The organism is Actinoplanes sp. NPDC089786, assembly GCF_040684855.1.
Taxonomy (GTDB): Bacteria; Actinomycetota; Actinomycetes; order Mycobacteriales; family Micromonosporaceae; genus Actinoplanes.
The window spans coordinates 665444-682853 of sequence record NZ_JBFBGU010000001.1 but is presented as its reverse complement, the minus strand read 5'-3'; the positions used below and the strand labels follow the sequence as shown (position 1 = coordinate 682853).

General features: G+C 71.9%; 18 protein-coding genes. 13 read left to right on the top strand and 5 right to left on the bottom strand.

Going from position 1 to position 17410, the window contains the following annotated elements; genetic code table 11:
- Positions 1–22: 22 nt before the first annotated feature.
- Positions 23–808: a DeoR/GlpR family DNA-binding transcription regulator gene (locus AB0O15_RS03250; RefSeq protein ID WP_364313345.1), complete on the bottom strand. Its 786-nt coding sequence runs from the start codon at positions 806–808 to the stop codon at positions 23–25.
- A 189-nt stretch (positions 809–997) separates the two neighbouring features.
- On the opposite strand from AB0O15_RS03250, the gene AB0O15_RS03245 reads away from it, so the two are divergent.
- The 4 genes from AB0O15_RS03245 (at position 998) to AB0O15_RS03230 (ending at position 4262) form a co-directional block, all read left to right on the top strand.
- Positions 998–1915: a sugar isomerase gene (locus AB0O15_RS03245; protein WP_364313342.1), complete on the top strand. Its 918-nt coding sequence runs from the start codon at positions 998–1000 to the stop codon at positions 1913–1915.
- Positions 1912–2826 (top strand): ROK family protein, encoded by a 915-nt coding sequence (locus AB0O15_RS03240; RefSeq protein ID WP_364313340.1) that lies wholly within the window; start codon positions 1912–1914, stop codon positions 2824–2826. Before AB0O15_RS03245 ends, AB0O15_RS03240 begins: the two co-directional genes overlap by 4 nt.
- On the top strand, positions 2823–3908 hold the full coding sequence (gene nagA, locus AB0O15_RS03235; protein ID WP_364313338.1) for an N-acetylglucosamine-6-phosphate deacetylase: 1086 nt from the start codon (positions 2823–2825) through the stop codon (positions 3906–3908). The genes AB0O15_RS03240 and nagA overlap by 4 nt, the downstream gene beginning before the upstream one ends.
- A gap of 225 nt (positions 3909–4133) precedes the next feature.
- Entirely contained in the window at positions 4134–4262 is a 129-nt protein-coding gene (locus AB0O15_RS03230) for a hypothetical protein (RefSeq protein WP_364313335.1), read from the top strand.
- Here AB0O15_RS03230 and AB0O15_RS03225 read toward each other — a convergent pair.
- Both AB0O15_RS03225 and AB0O15_RS03220 read right to left on the bottom strand, forming a co-directional pair.
- Entirely contained in the window at positions 4243–4944 is a 702-nt protein-coding gene (locus AB0O15_RS03225; RefSeq protein WP_364313333.1) for a phosphatase PAP2 family protein, read from the bottom strand. The genes AB0O15_RS03230 and AB0O15_RS03225 overlap by 20 nt on opposite strands.
- Before the next feature lie 13 nt (positions 4945–4957).
- Complete coding sequence (locus AB0O15_RS03220) at positions 4958–6349, bottom strand: serine protease (RefSeq protein WP_364313331.1); 1392 nt, start codon at positions 6347–6349, stop codon at positions 4958–4960.
- Between the two features lie 113 nt (positions 6350–6462).
- Between AB0O15_RS03220 and AB0O15_RS03215 the strand changes: the two genes are divergently transcribed.
- From AB0O15_RS03215 to AB0O15_RS03205, 3 genes are all read left to right on the top strand, one after another.
- Positions 6463–7689, top strand: a complete 1227-nt coding sequence (locus AB0O15_RS03215; protein ID WP_364313329.1) for a DUF4032 domain-containing protein — start codon at positions 6463–6465, stop codon at positions 7687–7689.
- A 31-nt stretch (positions 7690–7720) separates the two neighbouring features.
- A complete protein-coding gene (locus AB0O15_RS03210; RefSeq protein WP_364313326.1) occupies positions 7721–8134 on the top strand; it encodes a GNAT family N-acetyltransferase in 414 nt (137 codons plus the stop codon).
- A gap of 196 nt (positions 8135–8330) precedes the next feature.
- Positions 8331–11579 carry a S8 family serine peptidase gene (locus AB0O15_RS03205; RefSeq protein WP_364313324.1) on the top strand — a complete coding sequence of 1083 codons (3249 nt, stop codon included), beginning with the start codon at positions 8331–8333 and terminating at the stop codon, positions 11577–11579.
- Between the two features lie 70 nt (positions 11580–11649).
- On the opposite strand, the gene AB0O15_RS03200 is transcribed toward AB0O15_RS03205, so the two are convergent.
- Positions 11650–12453 carry a hypothetical protein gene (locus AB0O15_RS03200; RefSeq protein WP_364313321.1) on the bottom strand — a complete coding sequence of 268 codons (804 nt, stop codon included), beginning with the start codon at positions 12451–12453 and terminating at the stop codon, positions 11650–11652.
- A gap of 102 nt (positions 12454–12555) precedes the next feature.
- Here AB0O15_RS03200 and AB0O15_RS03195 point away from each other — a divergent pair, with 102 nt between their 5' ends.
- The 6 genes from AB0O15_RS03195 (at position 12556) to AB0O15_RS03170 (ending at position 16779) form a co-directional block, all read left to right on the top strand.
- Positions 12556–14346, top strand: a complete 1791-nt coding sequence (locus tag AB0O15_RS03195) for an NAD-binding protein (RefSeq protein WP_364313319.1) — start codon at positions 12556–12558, stop codon at positions 14344–14346.
- A 31-nt stretch (positions 14347–14377) separates the two neighbouring features.
- Positions 14378–15169, top strand: a complete 792-nt coding sequence (locus AB0O15_RS03190; RefSeq protein WP_364313316.1) for a DUF488 domain-containing protein — start codon at positions 14378–14380, stop codon at positions 15167–15169.
- Positions 15170–15180: 11 nt separating this feature from the next.
- A complete protein-coding gene (locus AB0O15_RS03185) occupies positions 15181–15747 on the top strand; it encodes a dihydrofolate reductase family protein (protein ID WP_364313314.1) in 567 nt (188 codons plus the stop codon).
- A gap of 61 nt (positions 15748–15808) precedes the next feature.
- A complete protein-coding gene (locus AB0O15_RS03180) occupies positions 15809–16243 on the top strand; it encodes an SRPBCC domain-containing protein (protein WP_364313311.1) in 435 nt (144 codons plus the stop codon).
- Positions 16230–16574 carry a metalloregulator ArsR/SmtB family transcription factor gene (locus AB0O15_RS03175; RefSeq protein ID WP_364313309.1) on the top strand — a complete coding sequence of 115 codons (345 nt, stop codon included), beginning with the start codon at positions 16230–16232 and terminating at the stop codon, positions 16572–16574. Before AB0O15_RS03180 ends, AB0O15_RS03175 begins: the two co-directional genes overlap by 14 nt.
- Positions 16567–16779: a hypothetical protein gene (locus AB0O15_RS03170; protein WP_364313307.1), complete on the top strand. Its 213-nt coding sequence runs from the start codon at positions 16567–16569 to the stop codon at positions 16777–16779. Before AB0O15_RS03175 ends, AB0O15_RS03170 begins: the two co-directional genes overlap by 8 nt.
- Before the next feature lie 77 nt (positions 16780–16856).
- Here the strand turns inward: AB0O15_RS03170 and AB0O15_RS03165 are convergent, their stop codons facing one another.
- A complete protein-coding gene (locus AB0O15_RS03165) occupies positions 16857–17396 on the bottom strand; it encodes a hypothetical protein (RefSeq protein WP_364313304.1) in 540 nt (179 codons plus the stop codon).
- Positions 17397–17410: the final 14 nt, after the last annotated feature.

Genomic DNA, 17410 nt, shown 5'->3' with positions numbered 1-17410 from the left:
GAGGCGAATGTGCGACAGGGCATCAAGCCACGATGACCTCGACGCCGACATCACGGAACCCGGCCAGCGCGCTCTCCGGGGCGGTCGAGTCGGTGACCAGCACCTCGACCTTGCTGATCGGGCAGATCCGGGCGAAGGCGTGCCCGCCCAGCTTCGACGAGTCGGCGATCACCACGACCCGCTTGGCCCGGGCCACCATCAGGCTGTTCATCGCGGCCTCGCCCTCGTGATGGGCGGCCGCGCCGAGTTCCACGTCGAGCGCGTCCACGCCGAGCAGCACGACGTCGAGGGTGACCTCCTTGAGCAGCGCGCCGCCGAGCGGGCCGACCAGCTCGAAGGACTGCGGGCGGACCACGCCGCCGGCCACCACGATCTTCATCCGCGAGCGGACCAGCAGCTCGTTGGCGATGTTCAGGGCGTTGGTGACCACGGTGAGCTGGGCGCCCTCGCCGCTGGTGTTGAGGTCGGCGCGGACCGCCAGGGCCCGGGCCACCTCGGTCATCGTGGTGCCGCCGTTCAGCCCGACGACCATGCCGGGGTCGACCAGCCGGGCCGCGGCCTCGCCGATGCGCTGCTTCTCGGCCGAGTGCTTGGCGCTCTTGTAGCGCAGCGGCAGGTCGTAGGAGACGCCGTTGGCGACCGCGCCACCCCGGGTCCGGGTGATCATCTGCTGCTGGGCGAGCTGGTCGAAGTCGCGCCGGATGGTGGCCTGGGACACGTCCAGTCGCGCGGCCGCGTCCTCGACGGTCACCCGCCCGCTCTCCGCCAGTAGCTCGAGCAAGGCATTCCACCGCGCGTACCGATCCACCCACCCCTCCTCATGCACGTTCCGTGATAAGAGTGTGCACATTAGTGCTCGAAAAGCGGCGGAGCAAAGATCGCGCCTGCGCGAACGTAACCCGACTGTTGCGATCCCAGCGGAGATCCACGCAGAATGCAGCTCGAAAGGGCACCGTACCGAACGCATATGCGCATCCCCGCCGCCGAAGGAACCCAGATGACCTACGTGCAGACCGAGATCGCCAGCCAGCCCGACTGCTGGGAGCAGGCGGCCAAGCTGGCCTCCTCGCCGGGGCTGCCGGTCGCCGGCGAGCGGGTCGCGGTGGTCGGGTGCGGCACGTCGTGGTTCATGGGCCAGGCCTACGCGGCGCTGCGCGAGCAGCTCGGGCAGGGCGAGACCGACGCGTTCCAGGCGTCCGAGTTCCCGGCCGGGCGGCGGTACGACCGGGTCGTCGCGATCACCCGCTCCGGCACCACGACCGAGGTGGTCGACCTGCTCGGCGCCCTGCGTACCCCGACCACGGTGGTGACCGCCGATCCGCTGCAACCGGCCGCGGCGGTGGCCGACGAGGTGGTCGTGCTCGACTTCGCCGACGAGCAGGCCGTGGTGCAGACCCGGTTCGCCACCAGCGCGCTGGCCCTGCTGCGGGCCGGGCTCGGCCAGGACATCGCCCCGATCGCCTGCGACGCCGAGGTGGCCGTCCGGCTGCCCCTGCCGATCCGGGTCGAGACCACCACCCAGATCACCTATCTCGGTCGCGGCTGGACCGTCGGCCTGGCCCACGAGGCGGCGCTCAAGTGCCGTGAGGCCGCGATGATGTGGACCGAGGCGTACCCGGCGATGGACTACCGGCACGGGCCGATCTCGATCGCGGCGCCGGGCCGGGTGGTCTGGGCCATCGGTGACGTGCCGGCCCACCTGGCCGACGACGTGGAGGCCACCGGCGCGTCGTTCGTGCACGCCCGGCACCACGGCGGGTACGGCGCGATCGGGCGCTGGTGCGGCGGGCGTACCCCGCTCGACCCGATGGCCGACCTGATCCTGGCCCAGCGGGTGGCCATCGCCCTGGCCGAGGCCCACGGTCTCGACCCCGACCACCCCCGCAACCTGACCCGGTCTGTCGTCCTCCAGTGACGCCCGTCGTCATCGCCCTCGACGTGGGCGGCACCGGCATGAAGTGCGCGCTGGTCCACCCGGAGGGCCGGGTCCTGCACACCGAGCGACACCTGACCCGGGCCGAGCGCGGGCCCGAGGCGGTGACCGAGACGATCCTGTCGGTCATCGTCGGCCTGGCCGAGCGGGCGCGCGCCGAGGGACTCGAGCCGGCCGCGGTGGGCCTGGCCGTCCCCGGTGTCGTCGACGAGCCGAACGGCATCGCGGTCTGGTCGTCCAACGTGGGCTTCCGGGACGTGCCGATGCGCGACCTGGTCGTGGCCCGGCTGGGGTTACCGGCCGCGCTGGGGCACGACGTCCGCGCCGGTGGCCTGGCCGAGGCGCGGCTGGGCGCGGGCCGGGGCGAACCGCACGTGCTGTTCATCGCGATCGGCACCGGCATCGCCGCGGCCCACGTGGTCGACGGGGTCGCGTTCGCCGGGGCGCACGGCGCCGCGGGCGAGGTCGGGCACGTGATCGTGCGGCCCGGCGGCCCGCCCTGTCCGTGCGGCGGGAACGGCTGCCTGGAGTCGATCGCGTCGGCGTCCGCGATCGGCCGGCGGTACGCCGGGGTGTCCGGCGTGGCCGATTCCACCGCCTTCGACGTCGCCACCCGGGCCGCGGCGGGCGAGGCGCTCGCCCGTACGGTCTGGGACGAGGCCGTGGACGCCCTGGCCGACGGGCTGCTGACCGCCCAGGCCCTCTACGACGCCGGGATGATCGTGATCGGCGGCGGCCTGGCCGAGGCCGGCGAGGCGCTGCTGGCCCCGCTCCGGGGCGCGCTGGACGCGCGGAAGAGGTTCCTCCGGCTGCCGCGCGTGGAGCGAGCGGCGCTCGGTGACAATGCAGGCTGCCTCGGCGCCGCCCTCCTAGGACTGGACGCGCTGTCGTGAACATCGCTGGCCGCATCGTCCGGCCCGGCTCGATCGTCCCCGGCCACGTCACGGTCGACGGTCCGGCGATCCTCGCCGTCGAGGAGTCAGCGGCCGACACCACCGACTACGTGGTGCCGGGCTTCGTCGACCTGCACTGCCACGGCGGGGGCGGGCACACCTTCACCACCGGGGATCCGGTCTCGGCCGCCGCGGCCGCGGCCTTCCACCTGGCCCACGGGACCACGACGGTGCTCGCGAGCCTGGTCAGCTCGCCCTTCGACCTGATGCGGGACGCGGTGACGGCGTTCCAGCCGCTCGTCGAGGACGGGCTGATCCACGGGGTCCACTTCGAAGGCCCCTACCTGTCCGCGGTCCGCTGCGGCGCCCAGAACACGGACTTCCTCCGTGATCCCGACCTGACCGAACTGCGGGCGCTGGTCGCGAGCGGCATCGTCCGCGCCGTCACGATCGCCCCCGAGCTGCCCGGCGCCCGGGAGGCGATCTCCTTTCTCCACCGGAACGGCGTCGTCGCGGCCATCGGGCACACCGACGCGTCGTACGAACAGACCCTGAAGGGTGTGGAGGCCGGCGCCACCCTCGGGACGCACCTCTTCAACGGCATGCGCCCGATCCATCACCGCGAGCCCGGCCCGGTCATCGGCCTGCTCGCGGCCAGGCAGGTCGTCTGCGAGCTGATCGCCGACGGCGTCCACCTGCACGACGGGATGCTCGGCTACCTGGCCCGCGCCGCCGGCCCGGACCGCACCGCCCTGGTCACCGACGCGATCGACGCGGCCGGGATGCCGGACGGCGCCTACGAGCTCGGCGGCCAGACCGTGACCGTGGCCGGCCGGGTCGCCCGGATCGCCACCGGCTCGATCGCCGGCAGCACGCTGACCATGGACGCGGCCCTGCGCCGGGCGGTCGGCGCGGGCATCCCGCTGACCGACGCCTGCCTGATGGCGTCGACCACCCCGGCCCGGGTGCTGGGCCGGTCGGACGAGGTCGGCGCCCTGGAAGCCGGCCTGCGCGCCGACCTGGTCGTGCTCTCCGACGACCTGCGGGTCAAGCGCGTGATGCGGGCCGGAGAATGGATCTGACCAGGTCGTCGACGTACTCGTCGGTGATCTCCTGCCCGGTGACCAGCGCGACCGCCCAGGAGCGGGCCGACGCGCTGGCCGAGGCCTACCTGCCGGTCTCCCCCGAGGGCGGCCGGCTGCTCTACGCGCTGACCCGCGCCGCCCGCCCGGGTCGAGTTCGGCACCTCGTACGGAATCTCCACCCTCCATCTCGCCGCCGCCGTCCGCGACAACGGCGTGGGCCGCGTGGTCACCACCGAGATGAGCGCGGCCAAGATCGCGGCGGTCGACTTCGTCCGCGACCCGGCCAACGGCTACGTGAGCGTCGGCTTCCCGGTCGAGGACGGCATGGAGATCAGCTCCCGGGCCGGCTAGCTCCGACCGGGGCCCGGCGCTCCAGCCATCGCGGGAGCGGCAGCGTCTCCCACGGGACGCGGGCCAGCAGCCGGGCCAGCACCAGCCCCAGGAACAGGCCGGCGATCGAGTCGGTGATCCAGTGCCAGCTCAGGTAGGTGGTCGTGCCGAAGACGATCACCGGCGGCAGGATCCGCAGGGCCAGCCTGGCCCGGCGGCCCAGCCCGCCGATCAGCCCGGCCAGCAGGAACGCGATCACCGCGTACCAGACCACCGCGTTCGCCACGTGGCCGGACGGATAGCTCATCCCGAGCGGGCCGACCGCGGCGTCGTTGAACAGGATCGTCCGGTCCGGGCCGGTGAAGGCCGGCGCCGCCCGCTGGAAGAAGATCTTGGCCGGGCCGATCGTCAGGTACGTGAGCACGCCGGTGGCCAGGAACACCAGCAGCGGCCGCACCGACCGGGTCCGCCAGGCCAGCAGCACGGCGAGCAGCACGGCCAGCGGCATCAGCAGCCAGCCGCCCTGGCCCAGGCTGTTCAGGACCCGGGCGATCCAGTAGGCGACCGGCGGCCGGTGCGCGTCCGACCAGTCGGCCACCGCGGCATCGGCCCCGAGCAGGTGCCCCTGCGCCAGCAGCACCGTGAGCAGCGCGAACGCGCCCACGAAGACCAGGTCGGGCCACCAGCTGCGGGGTCGGGTCACGCGACCACGGTACCTACAGCTTGCTCTGCAGCTGGTTGTGGAGCAGGTCGGCCCGCACGCCCGAGTTGGGGCAGCCGCCGAAGTGGTGCAGCGCGACCACCTTGTTGGTCTTGCGGGACAGCACCGGCGAGCCGGACGAGCCGCCCTCGGTGTCGCAGTAGTAGGAGACGTCCGAGCCGGCCGCGTACCCGGTGTAGCCGTTGTCCGAGACCGCACAGTTGCCCGCCTTGTCACCGAGCACGCCGGCGATGCGCGTCGGGTCGCCGGCCGGGTGCTGCGGCACGTACAGCGGCTGGCCCTTCGCCGGGCGGGCGGTGTCCAGCTCCAGGTAGCCGTACTTCTTGATCGCGTTGAAGTTCTCCACCGTGAACAGCGTGTAGTCGAGCGTGTGGTTGGTGGCCAGCACCTGGTCGCCCCAGACCTTGGTCGGCTTGAACGTGTCGAAGCCGCCGCAGGCCGCGCACTGGTAGTTGAACCACACCTCGGTCTCGTAGGCCGCGTCCGAGTTGTCGAAGCAGTGGTTGTTGGTCAGCAGGCGGTTGTTGGCGCCGATCCGCCAGCCGGTGCACAGCTCGGTGCCGTCGATCAGCAGCCGCGCGGCCGCCTTCGACCGGGTGTAGGCGACCGGGTCGTTCGACCGGTAGCAGACCGCGTCCTTGGACTCGTCCGAGCCGCAGACCGATTCCTCCCGGCCGGTGCGGCCCGGCGCGGTCAGACTTTCCTCGGGCACACCCCGCTGTTCGGTACGCGAGAAGCCGCGCGCCACCCGGTCGACGCTGACCCCGAGGTCCCCGGCCAGCGAACGCGTGCCGAGCGGGTCGATGCCCCGGTGCATCTCCACCACCGCGGTGTCACCGGTCACCGACATCGCCCACTTGTCCACCGACGCGCCCTCGAGCAGCGGCGGCGCGTCGTACCGGTAGGACTCCTCGCCCTTGGCGTCGGAGACCGTCAGGTAGTCGCCGGGCACCATCATCATGCGGTCGAAGTGCAGCTTCACGTACGAGGCGCCGGGGTAGCGGAAGGTCTCCTTGCGCGGGCTCTGCTCGTACCCCAGGATCTTTCCGACCCGCAGCAGCTCACCCACCTTCTGCCGGCCCTTGGCGGCGGCCGCGGCCGCGCTCTCCTCGACGACCCGGCGCGGGGCCGCGGGCTTGGTCCGGACCGGCTCGGCGTGCGTGCGCGGGTCTTCGGTCTCGGGCTGCCCGGTGGTCGTCACCGGCGCCGCTTTGGCCGCGCGTTCGGCCAACGACACGGGGGTAGGCTCCACCGCCGGCGCCTCCTGCCAGCCCCCGACCGGCCGGCGGTCGTCGCCGGTCGGCGCGTTCCAGGCCACCGCACCCGCCGATCCGGTGAGTACGAGGGCGGCACAGGCCCCGACGACGATGCCTACCTTGCGGCGCATGCTGCTCCCGAAGCTCATAGAAGGCACAAAAAGGCCAATACGGCGATCTGGCAGTTTGTGTAACGAGCCACGTGCGGGAGCGACGCGCGCGGGACAGCGTGCACACTGGGTCGGTGCGCATCACGTCCGCCCTCGTCGACCCGGCACTGCTCGACCTGCCGTGGTCGGTGCCGCTCGAGGATTGGCCCGCCGACCACCTGGTCGCGCTGCCGCAGGGCATCTCCCGCCACATCGTCCGCTTCGTCAAGCTGAACGAGACCGTGTACGCCCTCAAGGAGACCCGCGAGCGGATCGCCGAGAAGGAGTACGACCTGCTCCGCGCCCTGGAACGGATCGACTTCCCGGCGGTCGAGGCGGTGGCCATCGTCACCGATCGCCACGACGAGTCGGGCGAGCCGCTGGAAAGCGTGCTGATCACCCGGCACCTGCAGTTCTCGTTGCCGTACCGCGCGCTGTTCTCACACGTGTTGCGCCCCGAGACGATGAACCGTCTGCTCGACGCGCTGGCCGCGCTGATCGTCCGGATGCACCTGACCGGCTTCAGCTGGGGCGACTGCAGCCTGAGCAACACCCTGTTCCGCCGCGACGCGGGCGCCTTCGCGGCCTACCTGGTCGACGCCGAGACCGGCAACCTCTACCCGAAGCTGTCCGAGGGCCAGCGCAGCGAGGACATCGAGATCCTCCGCCTGAACATCTTCGGCGAATGCCTCGACCTGCAGGCGGCCGAGCTGCTGCACGAGTCGATCGACCCCGAGACGGTGGTCGACGACATCGTGTCCCGCTACGAGCGCCTGTGGCACGAGGTCACCTACGAGCAGGAGATCCCCCGCGACGCCCGGCACGACATCGAGGGCCGCATCCGCCGGCTCAACGAGCTGGGCTTCGACGTCGCCGAGGTGGCCATGTCCACGGTGGACGGCGGCTACCGGATCCGGCCCAAGGTGGTCGACGCCGGCTACCACACCCGGCGCCTGATCCGCCTGACCGGCCTCGACGCCGAAGAGAACCAGGCCCGCCAGCTGCTCAACAACCTCGACACCTACCGCGCCGAGAGCGACCTGATCGACGAGCAGCAGGCCGCCCACCGCTGGCTGACCGAGGTCTTCGAGCCGGTGGTCCGCGCCGTGCCGGCCAACCTGCGCCGCAAGCTCGAGCCGCAGGAGATCTTCTCCCAGATCATCCAGCACAAGTGGCTGCTCTCCGAACAGGCCGGCCGCGACGTCGGGATGGCCCCCACGGTGCAGAGCTACCTCACCGAGGTGCTGGTCAACAAGCCCGACGAGCAGGCCGTGCTCGGTGTCGAGGTCGGCTCGCTCGAGGACGCCCCCTCACTTCCGTAGCGATCACCGGCGGCGGTCATAGGGTGGCGCCATGCGGATCGAGCGGGTCGTGGATGTCGACGAGGTTCTGCGAGGTGGAGACCTCTTCGACGGGCCGCCGTGGCCCGACGCCACCCGGCGATTTCTGGAACAGCCCGGACACCATCTGCTGTTCGCCTACGACGAGGCGGGGCGGCCGGTGGGGATGATCTCGGGGGTGGAGACCACCCACCCGGACAAGGGAACCGAGATGTTCGTGTACGAGCTCGGCGTCGCGCCGGCCGCCCGGCTGCAAGGGGTCGGCACGGCGCTGGTCACGGCGCTGGCGAACCTGGCCCGGGAACGCGGGTGTTACGGCATGTGGGTCGGCACCGAGAGTGACAACGCCGCCGCCCAGGCCACCTACCGGAAGGCCGGCGCGGCCGAGGAGCAGCCGTTCCTGCTGCTCAACTGGGACCTGACATGACCGGCAGGAAGAAACCGACCTAACGGACGCCGCCCTTTAAAAAGTCACCAGCATAGTGAACATGCGTAGATGTAAATGTCTCAAGCTTGTCACGACTCCATCGACCATAGTGACTAGCTGAACGAAAGAGTCCGAGGATCGCTCGGGTACGCCCGCTAAACCCCTGGCGGGCGACCATGCTTCCGGAGGACCGTACGTGAGACATCGATCCGCCTGGAGCCGGCGCACCAGTGTCGCCGTGCTCGCGGTGGGGGTCGCCGTACTCGGCAACGCCCTTCCCGCCCAGGCCGCGCCCGCACCGACCGTGCCACCGGCCCAGGAGACACCGGGCGACACGCCCAAGGAATCGCCCGCCGCGACCCTCGGCGCGCACGACACCGACCTGCTGAACCAGGCCGAGACCAAGGGCGCCGCCGCCGTCACCGTGATCATCGCCGCCGACGAGGGCAAGACGGCCGAGGTGGCGGCCCAGGTGAAGAGCCTCGGCGGCAAGGTCGCCCGGCGCTTCGACCAGGTCGGCTACGTGCTGGCCCAGGTGCCGACCGGCAACGTGGTCAAGGTGGCCAAGCTGCCCGGCGTCACCGCGATCGACCTCGACGAACAGATCAAGCTGCCCGAGCCGCTCGAGCACAAGGGGAAGCGCGGCGCCAAGCAGACGACCACGCTGCCCGGCCCCGGGCGCCGCACGCCGGCGTCGAACCCGTACATGCCGACCAACGAGACCGGCTCGGTCAAGTTCAAGCGGCAGCACCCGGAGTGGGACGGCCGCGGCGTGACCATCGGTGTCATGGATTCCGGTGTGGCCCTGGACAACCCGGCGCTGCAGACCACCTCGACCGGCGAACGCAAGATCGTCGACTGGGTGACCGCCACCGACCCGCTGGTCGAGAACGACGCCACCTGGCGGGGCATGGTCAACCCGGCGCCGGCCACCGTGAAGGTGCCGGCCGGCTCCTACCTCTACAACACGTTCCGCGAGGCGATCACCGCGGCCAGCGACCCGGCCGGTGACGTCAACCGCGACGGCGACACCACCGATGTCTTCGGCATCCTCTACGACCCGGCGTCGCACGACATCCGGGTCGACACCAACCAGAACAACGACTTCACCGACGACGCCGTCATGCGGCCGTACAAGGAGAAGTACGACATCGGGTGGTTCGGCACGGACAACCCGGCCACCGCGGTCGCCGAGCGCATCCCGTTCGTCGTCGAGTTCCGTGAGGACGTCGACCTGGCCCCGCTCGGCCAGCCGGGCCGGCTGGTCGACTTCGTCAACATCGGCATCCCGGAGAGCCTGCACGGTTCGCACGTCGCCGGCATCCTGGCCGCGAACAACATGCTCGGCAACGACAACCTGGACGGTCAGGCGCCCGGCGCCAAGATCGTGTCGGCGCGGGCCTGCTCGTGGGGCGGCGGCTGCACCGCGGCCGCGCTGACCACCGGCATGATCGACCTGGTCGTGAACCGTGGCGTCGACGTGATCAACATGTCGATCGGCGGCCTGCCCGCGCTGAACGACGGCTCCGACGCCCGGGCCGGGCTCTACAACCGGCTGATCCGGGACTACAACGTCCAGCTGTTCATCTCGGCCGGCAACTCCGGCCCCGGCGTGAACACCATCGGCGACCCGTCCGTGGCCACCGACGTGGTCAGCGTGGCCGCCAGCATCAGCAAGGACACCTGGCTGTCCAACTACGGCTCGGTGGTCCGCAAGGACATGGCGATGTTCAACTTCTCCTCGCGCGGCCCGCGTGAGGACGGCGGTTTCAAGCCGAACATCGCCGCACCCGGCTCGGCGGTCTCCACCATCAACATGTGGCTGGACGAGCCGAGCATCGCCGAGGCCGGCTACACGCTGCCGATCGGCCTCAACCACCAGAACGGCACCTCGATGGCCTCGCCGCAGGCCACCGGCGCCGCGGCCCTGCTGCTCTCCGCGGCCAAGGCCTCGAACAAGCAGGTCACCTCGGCCCAACTGCGCAAGGCGATCTACACCTCGGCCCAGCCGATCAAGGGTGTCTCGGTGGCGGCGCAGGGCGACGGCCTGATGGAGGTCAACGGCGCGTGGAAGCTGCTGTCCAAGACCATCGACACCATCGGGTACGAGTCCTCGGCGCCGGTCTGCACGCCGCTGTCCGGGTTCCTCACCCCGACCCCGAACCGCGGCGCCGGCATCCACAACCGGTGCGTCGCCGGTGACGGCGGCCAGGCGGCCGGCCAGACCCGCGTCTACAACGTGGAGATCAAGCGCACCAGCGGCTCGGCCAAGCCGGTCCGGCACAAGCTGACCTGGGTCGGCGACAAGGGCGCGTTCAAGTCGGCCGGCAACGTGCTGCTGCCGCTGAACCAGGCGGTCACCGTCTCGGTCATCGTCAACCCGAAGGACGGCCTGAACGCGGCCATCCTCAAGGTCGACGACCCGGCGACGTCGGTGGTCGACTACGAGATCCTGAACACGGTCGTCACCTCGGTCACCACGACGAAGCCGGCCTACGCGCTGAACGGCGAGGGCAAGGTGGACCGCAACTCGTCCGTCTCGTACTTCGTGGTCGTGCCCGAGGCCGCCACCTCGCTCCAGGTCGACCTGGCCGGGCTGAAGGGCGACTCGCAGACACGGTTCATCGCGATCAACCCGAACGGCGTGCCGATGGACTCGACGTCCAGCCTGGAGTGCTACCCGAACTTCTCCGACCCGGCCACCTGCAAGCCGGACGAGCGCTCCTACGACGACCCGATCCCGGGCGTCTGGGAGATCGAGGTGGAGTCCCGGCGGACGTCGCCGTTCCTGCAGAACCCGTACCGGTTGACCGCCAAGGTGCAGGGCACCACGGTCGAGCCCGAGACGGTCACCCTGCCCAGCGTCACGGCCGGCACCCCGGCCCCGGTGACCTGGAAGGTCACCAACACCTTCGGGCCGTTCACGCTCTCCGCGCAGGGCGGTCCGCTGGGCAGCGCCAAGTCGGAGCGCCCGACCATCGCCGACGGTGACGGGCAGGAGTTCGAGGTGGCCGTCCCGGCGGGCGCGTCGCGGCTCGACGTGTCCATCGGCAACCCGTCCGACCCGGCGGCCGACCTCGACCTCGAGGTCTACTTCGGCGGCGTCCGGGTGGCGCTGCGGGCCGACGGCGACTCCGAGGAAGCGGTGTCGATCCCGTCGCCCGCGGCGGGCACGTACACCGTGGTGGTCGACGGCTACGCGGTTCCGGCCGGGACCACGCAGTACGACTACCTGGACGTGTTCTACAGCCCGGCGCTCGGCGCCCTGACCGTGCCGGCGACGGCGACGCCGCTGGCCAACGGCGAATCCACGACCGTGACCGGGTCGGTGGTCGCCTCGGCGGCGCCGGCCGAGGGCCGGAACCTCTTCGGTGAGGCGGTCTTCCTGACCAGCCAGGGCGCGGTCGTCGGCCGCGGCACCGTTCAGATCGGGTCGGTCAGCTAGGCAATTCTCGGTAGGCGAGCGGGCCCGTCCTCAACGGTGAGGGCGGGCCCGTTCGTGTCCGGCTCTTCTTCTACTTGAAGTCCGGGTCCTCGCCGGTGACCGGGCGTCCGTCCGAGAACGGGCGCTCCGACTCGTTGTCGATCGGCTCCTCGGCGAGGCGCTGCTGGTCGTCGCCCGGGCCCTGGGCGGCCGGGGCCGGGGTGTCGCTGCCCGGCTTGGTGGCCGGCGGGGTGTCGTCGGCCGGCTTGGTGGCCGGCTTGGTCGCCGCCGGGACGTCGGTGCCGCCCTGGGGCAGGCCGCTCACGTCGGCCGGGTCGTCGCCGACGGCCGCGGGCAGGGTGCGCGCCGGCTTCTCCGGCAGCAGGCCGCCGAGCAGCGGCAGATCGCTGCCGAGCAGCCGGGACTCCTGGGTGGCGACCGGGCGCTCACCGCCGGTCGCGCCGCCGCCAACGCCGCCTCCGCCGAGCAGCGGGAGGCCGCCGCCGTTCATCAGGTCGCCGACGACCGGCAGGCCACCGACGCCCGTGGAGATCCCGTTGTTCGGGCCGTCGGCTTTGTCCTCGGTGGCCTTGGCCGTGGACTTGGCCGTGGATGTGGCCGGGGCCGCCCCGCCCGGCAGCTTCGGCGGCGTCACCGAGTTGGTGCCCGGCTTGAAGTCGACGATCGGCGCCTCACCGAGCGGATTGTCCAAAGTCATGCCGTCGCCCAGCGGGTTGAGGCCCCCGACCGACGGCTTCGCGCCACCCGCGGCCGGGTCGAGCATCCCGCCGACCTGGTCGACGACGGGCAGCGGCCGCTCATCCGCCTGCGCCGGGCCGGCGCCGAACAGGACGAGCCCTCCGGTCACCGCGGCGGCGATCAGGTACTTACGCATTCGGGTCCTCCGTATGTCAGCCTCACGGACAAAATGGCTCGGAAGGGGCAACGAGCGTCCGGCGCACCTGGTTCCGGTGATCGGCATGATTACGATCAGTCCGTGAGTGCCGATCAGCCGTCCGGAGCGTCGCGGCGCGGGCTCATGTCCCGCCTCCAGCAACGCCTCACTAACGGCGCCGACGGGCGTCCACACTTCGTCATCTGCGGCAGCGACTCGCTGGTCTACACGCTCGCCGAGGAGCTCTCCAACGCCGGCCACCGGATCCGGATCACCCTGGTCGTGCCCCACCGGCTGCGGGCCAACGTCCCTGACCTGGGCGGGCTTCGAGGGGTACGCGTGGTGCGCGCCGACCGCCTCGACGAGAGCACGTTCCGCGCCGCGGGTCTGGCCGGCGCGGCGGCGCTGGCCCTGGTCATGCCCGACGACGTGATCAACCTTCATGCCGCCCTGTGCGCCCAGGCCGTCGAGCCCGACCTGCGGCTGGTGCTGCGGATGTTCAACACCGGTCTCGGGTACGGCGTCCGCAAGCTGTTCGACGACTGCGCCGTGCTCAGCGACGCCACCATGGCCGCGCCCGCGTTCGTCGCCGCCGCGCTGGGCGAGCCGGCGCCCACCCACTTCCGCCATGCCGGCCGGACGATGTACGTGGCCCGCCGGGCCGACGTACCGGAAGATCACGTGGTCTGCTCACTGACCTCGTCGGACGGATCGGGTCAGGTGGCCGTGCTGCCCGCCGACCCCGCCCCCGGCGAGGACCGGCCCACCGACCTGGTGCTCGCCGAGGCTTCCGGGCGGCCGGTCGGCCAGGCGGTGGCCGCCCGCAAGCTGGCCCGCTCGGCCCGCCGCCCGCGGCCGTTCCGGTCCACCGTCCGGGCCGTCCGCGCCGCGATGAACCGCAAGCTCGGCGTGGCCGTGCTCATCACGCTGGTGATCACCGTGCTGGCCGGCGCGGTGCTGGCGCGCACCGACAACGTGCCGGGCGGCTTCTGGACGTCGATGTACGTCACGCTGCTGACCGCGGTCGGATCGTCCGATGTGGAGGTCGAGCGCAACGGGATCGCGCAGGCCGCCCAGCTGATCTTGACGCTGGCCGGTGTCGCGCTGATCCCGCTGATCACGGCGGCGGTCGTCGAGGGCATGGTGAACGCCCGGCTGGAGCTGGCCAACGGGCAGGTCCGCAGCGGGCACACCGACCACATCGTGCTGGTCGGCCTGGGCACGGTCGGTACGCGTACCCTCCGCCACCTGAACGACCTCGGCCTGGACGTGGTCGCCATCGACCGCGACCCGAACGCCCGCGGCGCCAAGGTCGCCCGTCAGCTCGGTGTCCCGTTCATCGTCGGCGACGCGGCCTCCGACGACACGCTCCGCCAGGCCCACATCGACACCGCGAAGGCGCTGGTCGTCGTCTCCACCGACGACGTCACCAACCTGCAGGCGGCGCTGAACGCGCGGGCCGCCCGGGCCGACATGCGCGTGGTGCTGCGCCTGTTCGACGACGACTTCGCGGGCCGGGTCCAGAAGGCCTTCAACATCAACATCTCGCGCAGCGTGTCCCGTCTCGTGGCCCCGGCCTTCGCCGCGTCCCTGCTCGACCGCGACGTGATCGTGACCATCCCGGTCGACCGGCACGCGCTGTTGGTGGCGGCGGTCCGGGTTTTGCCCGGGTCACCCATGGACGGCGCGGTGCTGCACCAGGCCGACCGCCCGCTGATGGTCCGGGTGATCGGCATGTCGGCGGCCGACTCGGAGTGGGTCGACTGGTCCCCCGACCGGCGCCGGGTGCTGGCGGCCGGCGATCGCGTGGTCGTGGTGGCCCGGCGGGCCGGCCTGCGGGCCCTGCTGGAACAGGCCACGCCACCGGTGGCGGAGGACCACGATGCGGCCTGACGAGACACCCTCTTCCTCCGCGACGCGGCCCATGTCGCCGGCACCTTCCGCTGAGCCCGGCCTCGTCGGCGTCGGCTACGAGGGCCAGGCCATCGAGTCCTTTGTCGCCGGTCTGGTCGCGAGCGGCATCACCCGCGTGGTCGACGTGCGCCTCAACCCGGTCTCCCGCAAGCCCGGGTTCGGCCGGGCCGCCCTGTCCCAGGCGCTGGCCGAGCACGACATCGCCTACGAGCACCGGCCCGAACTGGGCAACCCGCGGGACAACCGGGAGGGCTTCGCCGATTCGCCGGCCCGGCAGGCCGCCTACGTCATGCTGCTCCGCGCCCCGGGTCCGGCCCGGGCCCTCGACGACCTCGCCCGGCTGGCCCGCAGGTCGCGCGTAGCCCTGCTGTGCTTCGAGGCCGACCAGAACCGGTGCCACCGCCGGCTCGTCCTCTCGGCCGTCGAGTCCGGTCTGCCCCGGCGGGCCGAGCCGGCCGACGAGCCTTTGGAGAGCCGTGACCTGGCGCTGGGGGCGGCGCTGGCCGCCTGGCGGGACGCCAACGCCGGCACCCTGGCCCTGGAGCTGCGCGGCCCGTTCGACGCCCCCGGCATGGACGCGACCTGGCTGCTCCGGATCACCGGCGTCACCCTGGAGGCCGACGTCGTCCTCCGGTACGGCCCGGTGGTCGACTTCACCATCGCGATCGGCCTCGAGCTCTACCTCGGCGGCGACCAGGGCACCACCCCCGATCGCCTGGTCGAGATGCTCGACCAGCTGTCCGCGGTGGACCGTGGCGCCCCGATACCGGCGTGGCTGATCCACGAGACGCGCTCCAGCTGACAGGGGAACACATGCCCGGGATCTCGGTGGTCAACTTCGTGACGCTGGACGGGGTCGTGCAGTCGGTGTTGTCGGCCGACGAGGACCGGGACGGCGGGTTCGAGCACGGCGGCTGGACCGAGCCCTACATGGACCCGGTCGTCGGGCGGGTGATGAGCGACGCGACCACCGGGGCCGGCGGGTTCCTCCTCGGCCGCCGGACCTATGACAATTTCGCCGCGAGCTGGTCGGGGGCCGATCAGAGCGAGCCGGCCGTGGCCGCGCTGAACCAGAAGCCCAAGTACGTCGTCTCCCGGACCCTCGACAGCGCCGGCTGGACGAACAGCCACGTCATCCGGGACGACGAGATCGGCCCGCTCGGCACGAGGGAGGACCTGGTCGTCTTCGGGAGCAGCGGGCTGATGCCGACGCTGCTCGCCAAGGACCTGATCGACCACTGCACGCTGCTGATGTTCCCGCTGGTGCTGGGCACCGGGAAGCGGATGTTCGCGGAGGGCGTGGCACCGGCGACGCTCGCCTGGGAGCACAGCGAGGTTTCCACCACCGGCGTGGTCATCCTTCGATACGGGCGCCCTTGACGCAACCCACTGGTTGCGATAACTTCAGTAGCAACCAAATGGTTGCTACTGAGGAGGCGTCATGGCATTCCCCGATCGGATCGAACGCCGGCTCGACCTGACCCAGCCACCCGAGCGGGTCTGGGCGGCCCTGACCACCGCCGAGGGTCTGGGCACCTGGTTCGGCAACAAGGCCCAGGTCGACCTGCGCGTCGGCGGTCAGGCCAAGCTCGCCTGGGACAGCGGCGACACCGCCACCCTCACCATCGAGCGGCTCGAGCCGCCGCGCGTGTTCGCCTACACCTGGCCGATCTACGGGCTGCCCGAAAGCGACCCGCGACGCACCTACGTCGAGTTCACGCTCGAGCCGGTCGGCGCCGGCACCACCCTCACCATGGTCGAGACCGGGTTCGGCCAGACCTCCGAGGCCGAACACCAGGTGGCCTGGCCCGGCAACAACACCGGCTGGACGAACGAGCTGGGCGAGCTGGTCGCGTACCTCGATGGCCAGGCCTGACCCCGAGGCGGTGGCGGCCGAGGTCTTCACCGCGCTGGCCGACCCGAGCCGGCGGGCGATCCTGGCGTCGCTCGCGGCCGGTGGCCCGGCCACCGCGACCGACCTCGCGGCGCGGCTGCCGATCACCCGCCAGGCCATCGCCAAACACCTCGCCCTGCTGACCGACGCGGGCCTGGTGGTGGCCGAGCCGGGCGAGCGGCGGCGGGTCCGCTACCGGCTCGATTCCGCGCCGATGCGGGTGGCCCAGCAGTTCCTCGGCGCGCTCGCCCGCGACTGGGACGGCCCGCTGGCCACCCTCCGACAGACCCTCGAAGGAGAAGACGATGCTTGACCTGCTGCATGTGAAACTGGCCGACGACGCGACCCGGCGACACGTGCTGTCGGCCCGGCCCGACGCGCCGATCGTGCCCGAGCGCCCGCCGCGCCAACACGGGGTGGCCCTGCGCCGGGCGACCGTGACCGCCCTGCGCCGGCTCGCCGACCGGATCAGCCCGGACGCCGCGCCGGCGCGACGTCCGTACGCACCAGGAACGTGACCGTGCCGCCGTGCTCCTCGATCGCGGCCACCGCGTCGTCCGGGGCGGCGGACGCGGTGGCCGGGCGCCTCCTCCACCTACGGCGCAAGGGCGGCGATCAGCAGGGCGCCGCCGACGCCCAGGTCGACCACGGCGCAGAACTCGGACCAGGGCCGGTCGACCACGCTGTTCCGGGCGAAGTGGTAGGCGTCCCAGGCGCCGTGGGCGAGCCAGCCCACGCCGGCCAACGCCAGGCCCAAGCCGGGCCGCACGGCCGAGCACATCATCGCGATCACGGCGAACACCACGAGCCCGCCGGTCTGCACGACGAACGTGCGGCGGTCGGTCCAGCGCCGCCGGACCACCGCCGCCAGCCACAGCAACAGCATCACGACGGCGAGCGTGACCGCCGGGTCGACGGTGTCCCGGAAGATCTGGGCGACCACGGTGACCGCCGTGATGATGACGAAGCCGGGCCACGCGAACCACGGGATGCCCACCGCGTACGCCAAGAGGTAGACGCCGCCCATCGCGGCGACCGCCGGGCCGAAGCTCTCCGCGTCGCGCGGCAGCACCAGCAGCCCGGCGACGATCGTGACCAGGCCCAGAGCCGTGGGCCAGCGGCGCAACAGAGTCATGGACCCATGGTCGG

Bases quoted from the DNA above. Each gene is read 5' to 3' on its own strand.
- AB0O15_RS03245 (WP_364313342.1), top strand. From the start codon at position 998: ATGACCTACGTGCAGACCGAGATCGCCAGCCAGCCCGACTGCTGGGAG.
- AB0O15_RS03220 (WP_364313331.1), bottom strand. From the start codon at position 6,349: ATGCGCCGCAAGGTAGGCATCGTCGTCGGGGCCTGTGCCGCCCTCGTA.
- AB0O15_RS03210 (WP_364313326.1), top strand. From the start codon at position 7,721: ATGCGGATCGAGCGGGTCGTGGATGTCGACGAGGTTCTGCGAGGTGGA.
- AB0O15_RS03200 (WP_364313321.1), bottom strand. From the start codon at position 12,453: ATGCGTAAGTACCTGATCGCCGCCGCGGTGACCGGAGGGCTCGTCCTG.
- AB0O15_RS03190 (WP_364313316.1), top strand. From the start codon at position 14,378: ATGTCGCCGGCACCTTCCGCTGAGCCCGGCCTCGTCGGCGTCGGCTAC.
- AB0O15_RS03185 (WP_364313314.1), top strand. From the start codon at position 15,181: ATGCCCGGGATCTCGGTGGTCAACTTCGTGACGCTGGACGGGGTCGTG.
- AB0O15_RS03180 (WP_364313311.1), top strand. From the start codon at position 15,809: ATGGCATTCCCCGATCGGATCGAACGCCGGCTCGACCTGACCCAGCCA.
- AB0O15_RS03175 (WP_364313309.1), top strand. From the start codon at position 16,230: ATGGCCAGGCCTGACCCCGAGGCGGTGGCGGCCGAGGTCTTCACCGCG.
- AB0O15_RS03170 (WP_364313307.1), top strand. From the start codon at position 16,567: ATGCTTGACCTGCTGCATGTGAAACTGGCCGACGACGCGACCCGGCGA.
- AB0O15_RS03165 (WP_364313304.1), bottom strand. From the start codon at position 17,396: ATGACTCTGTTGCGCCGCTGGCCCACGGCTCTGGGCCTGGTCACGATC.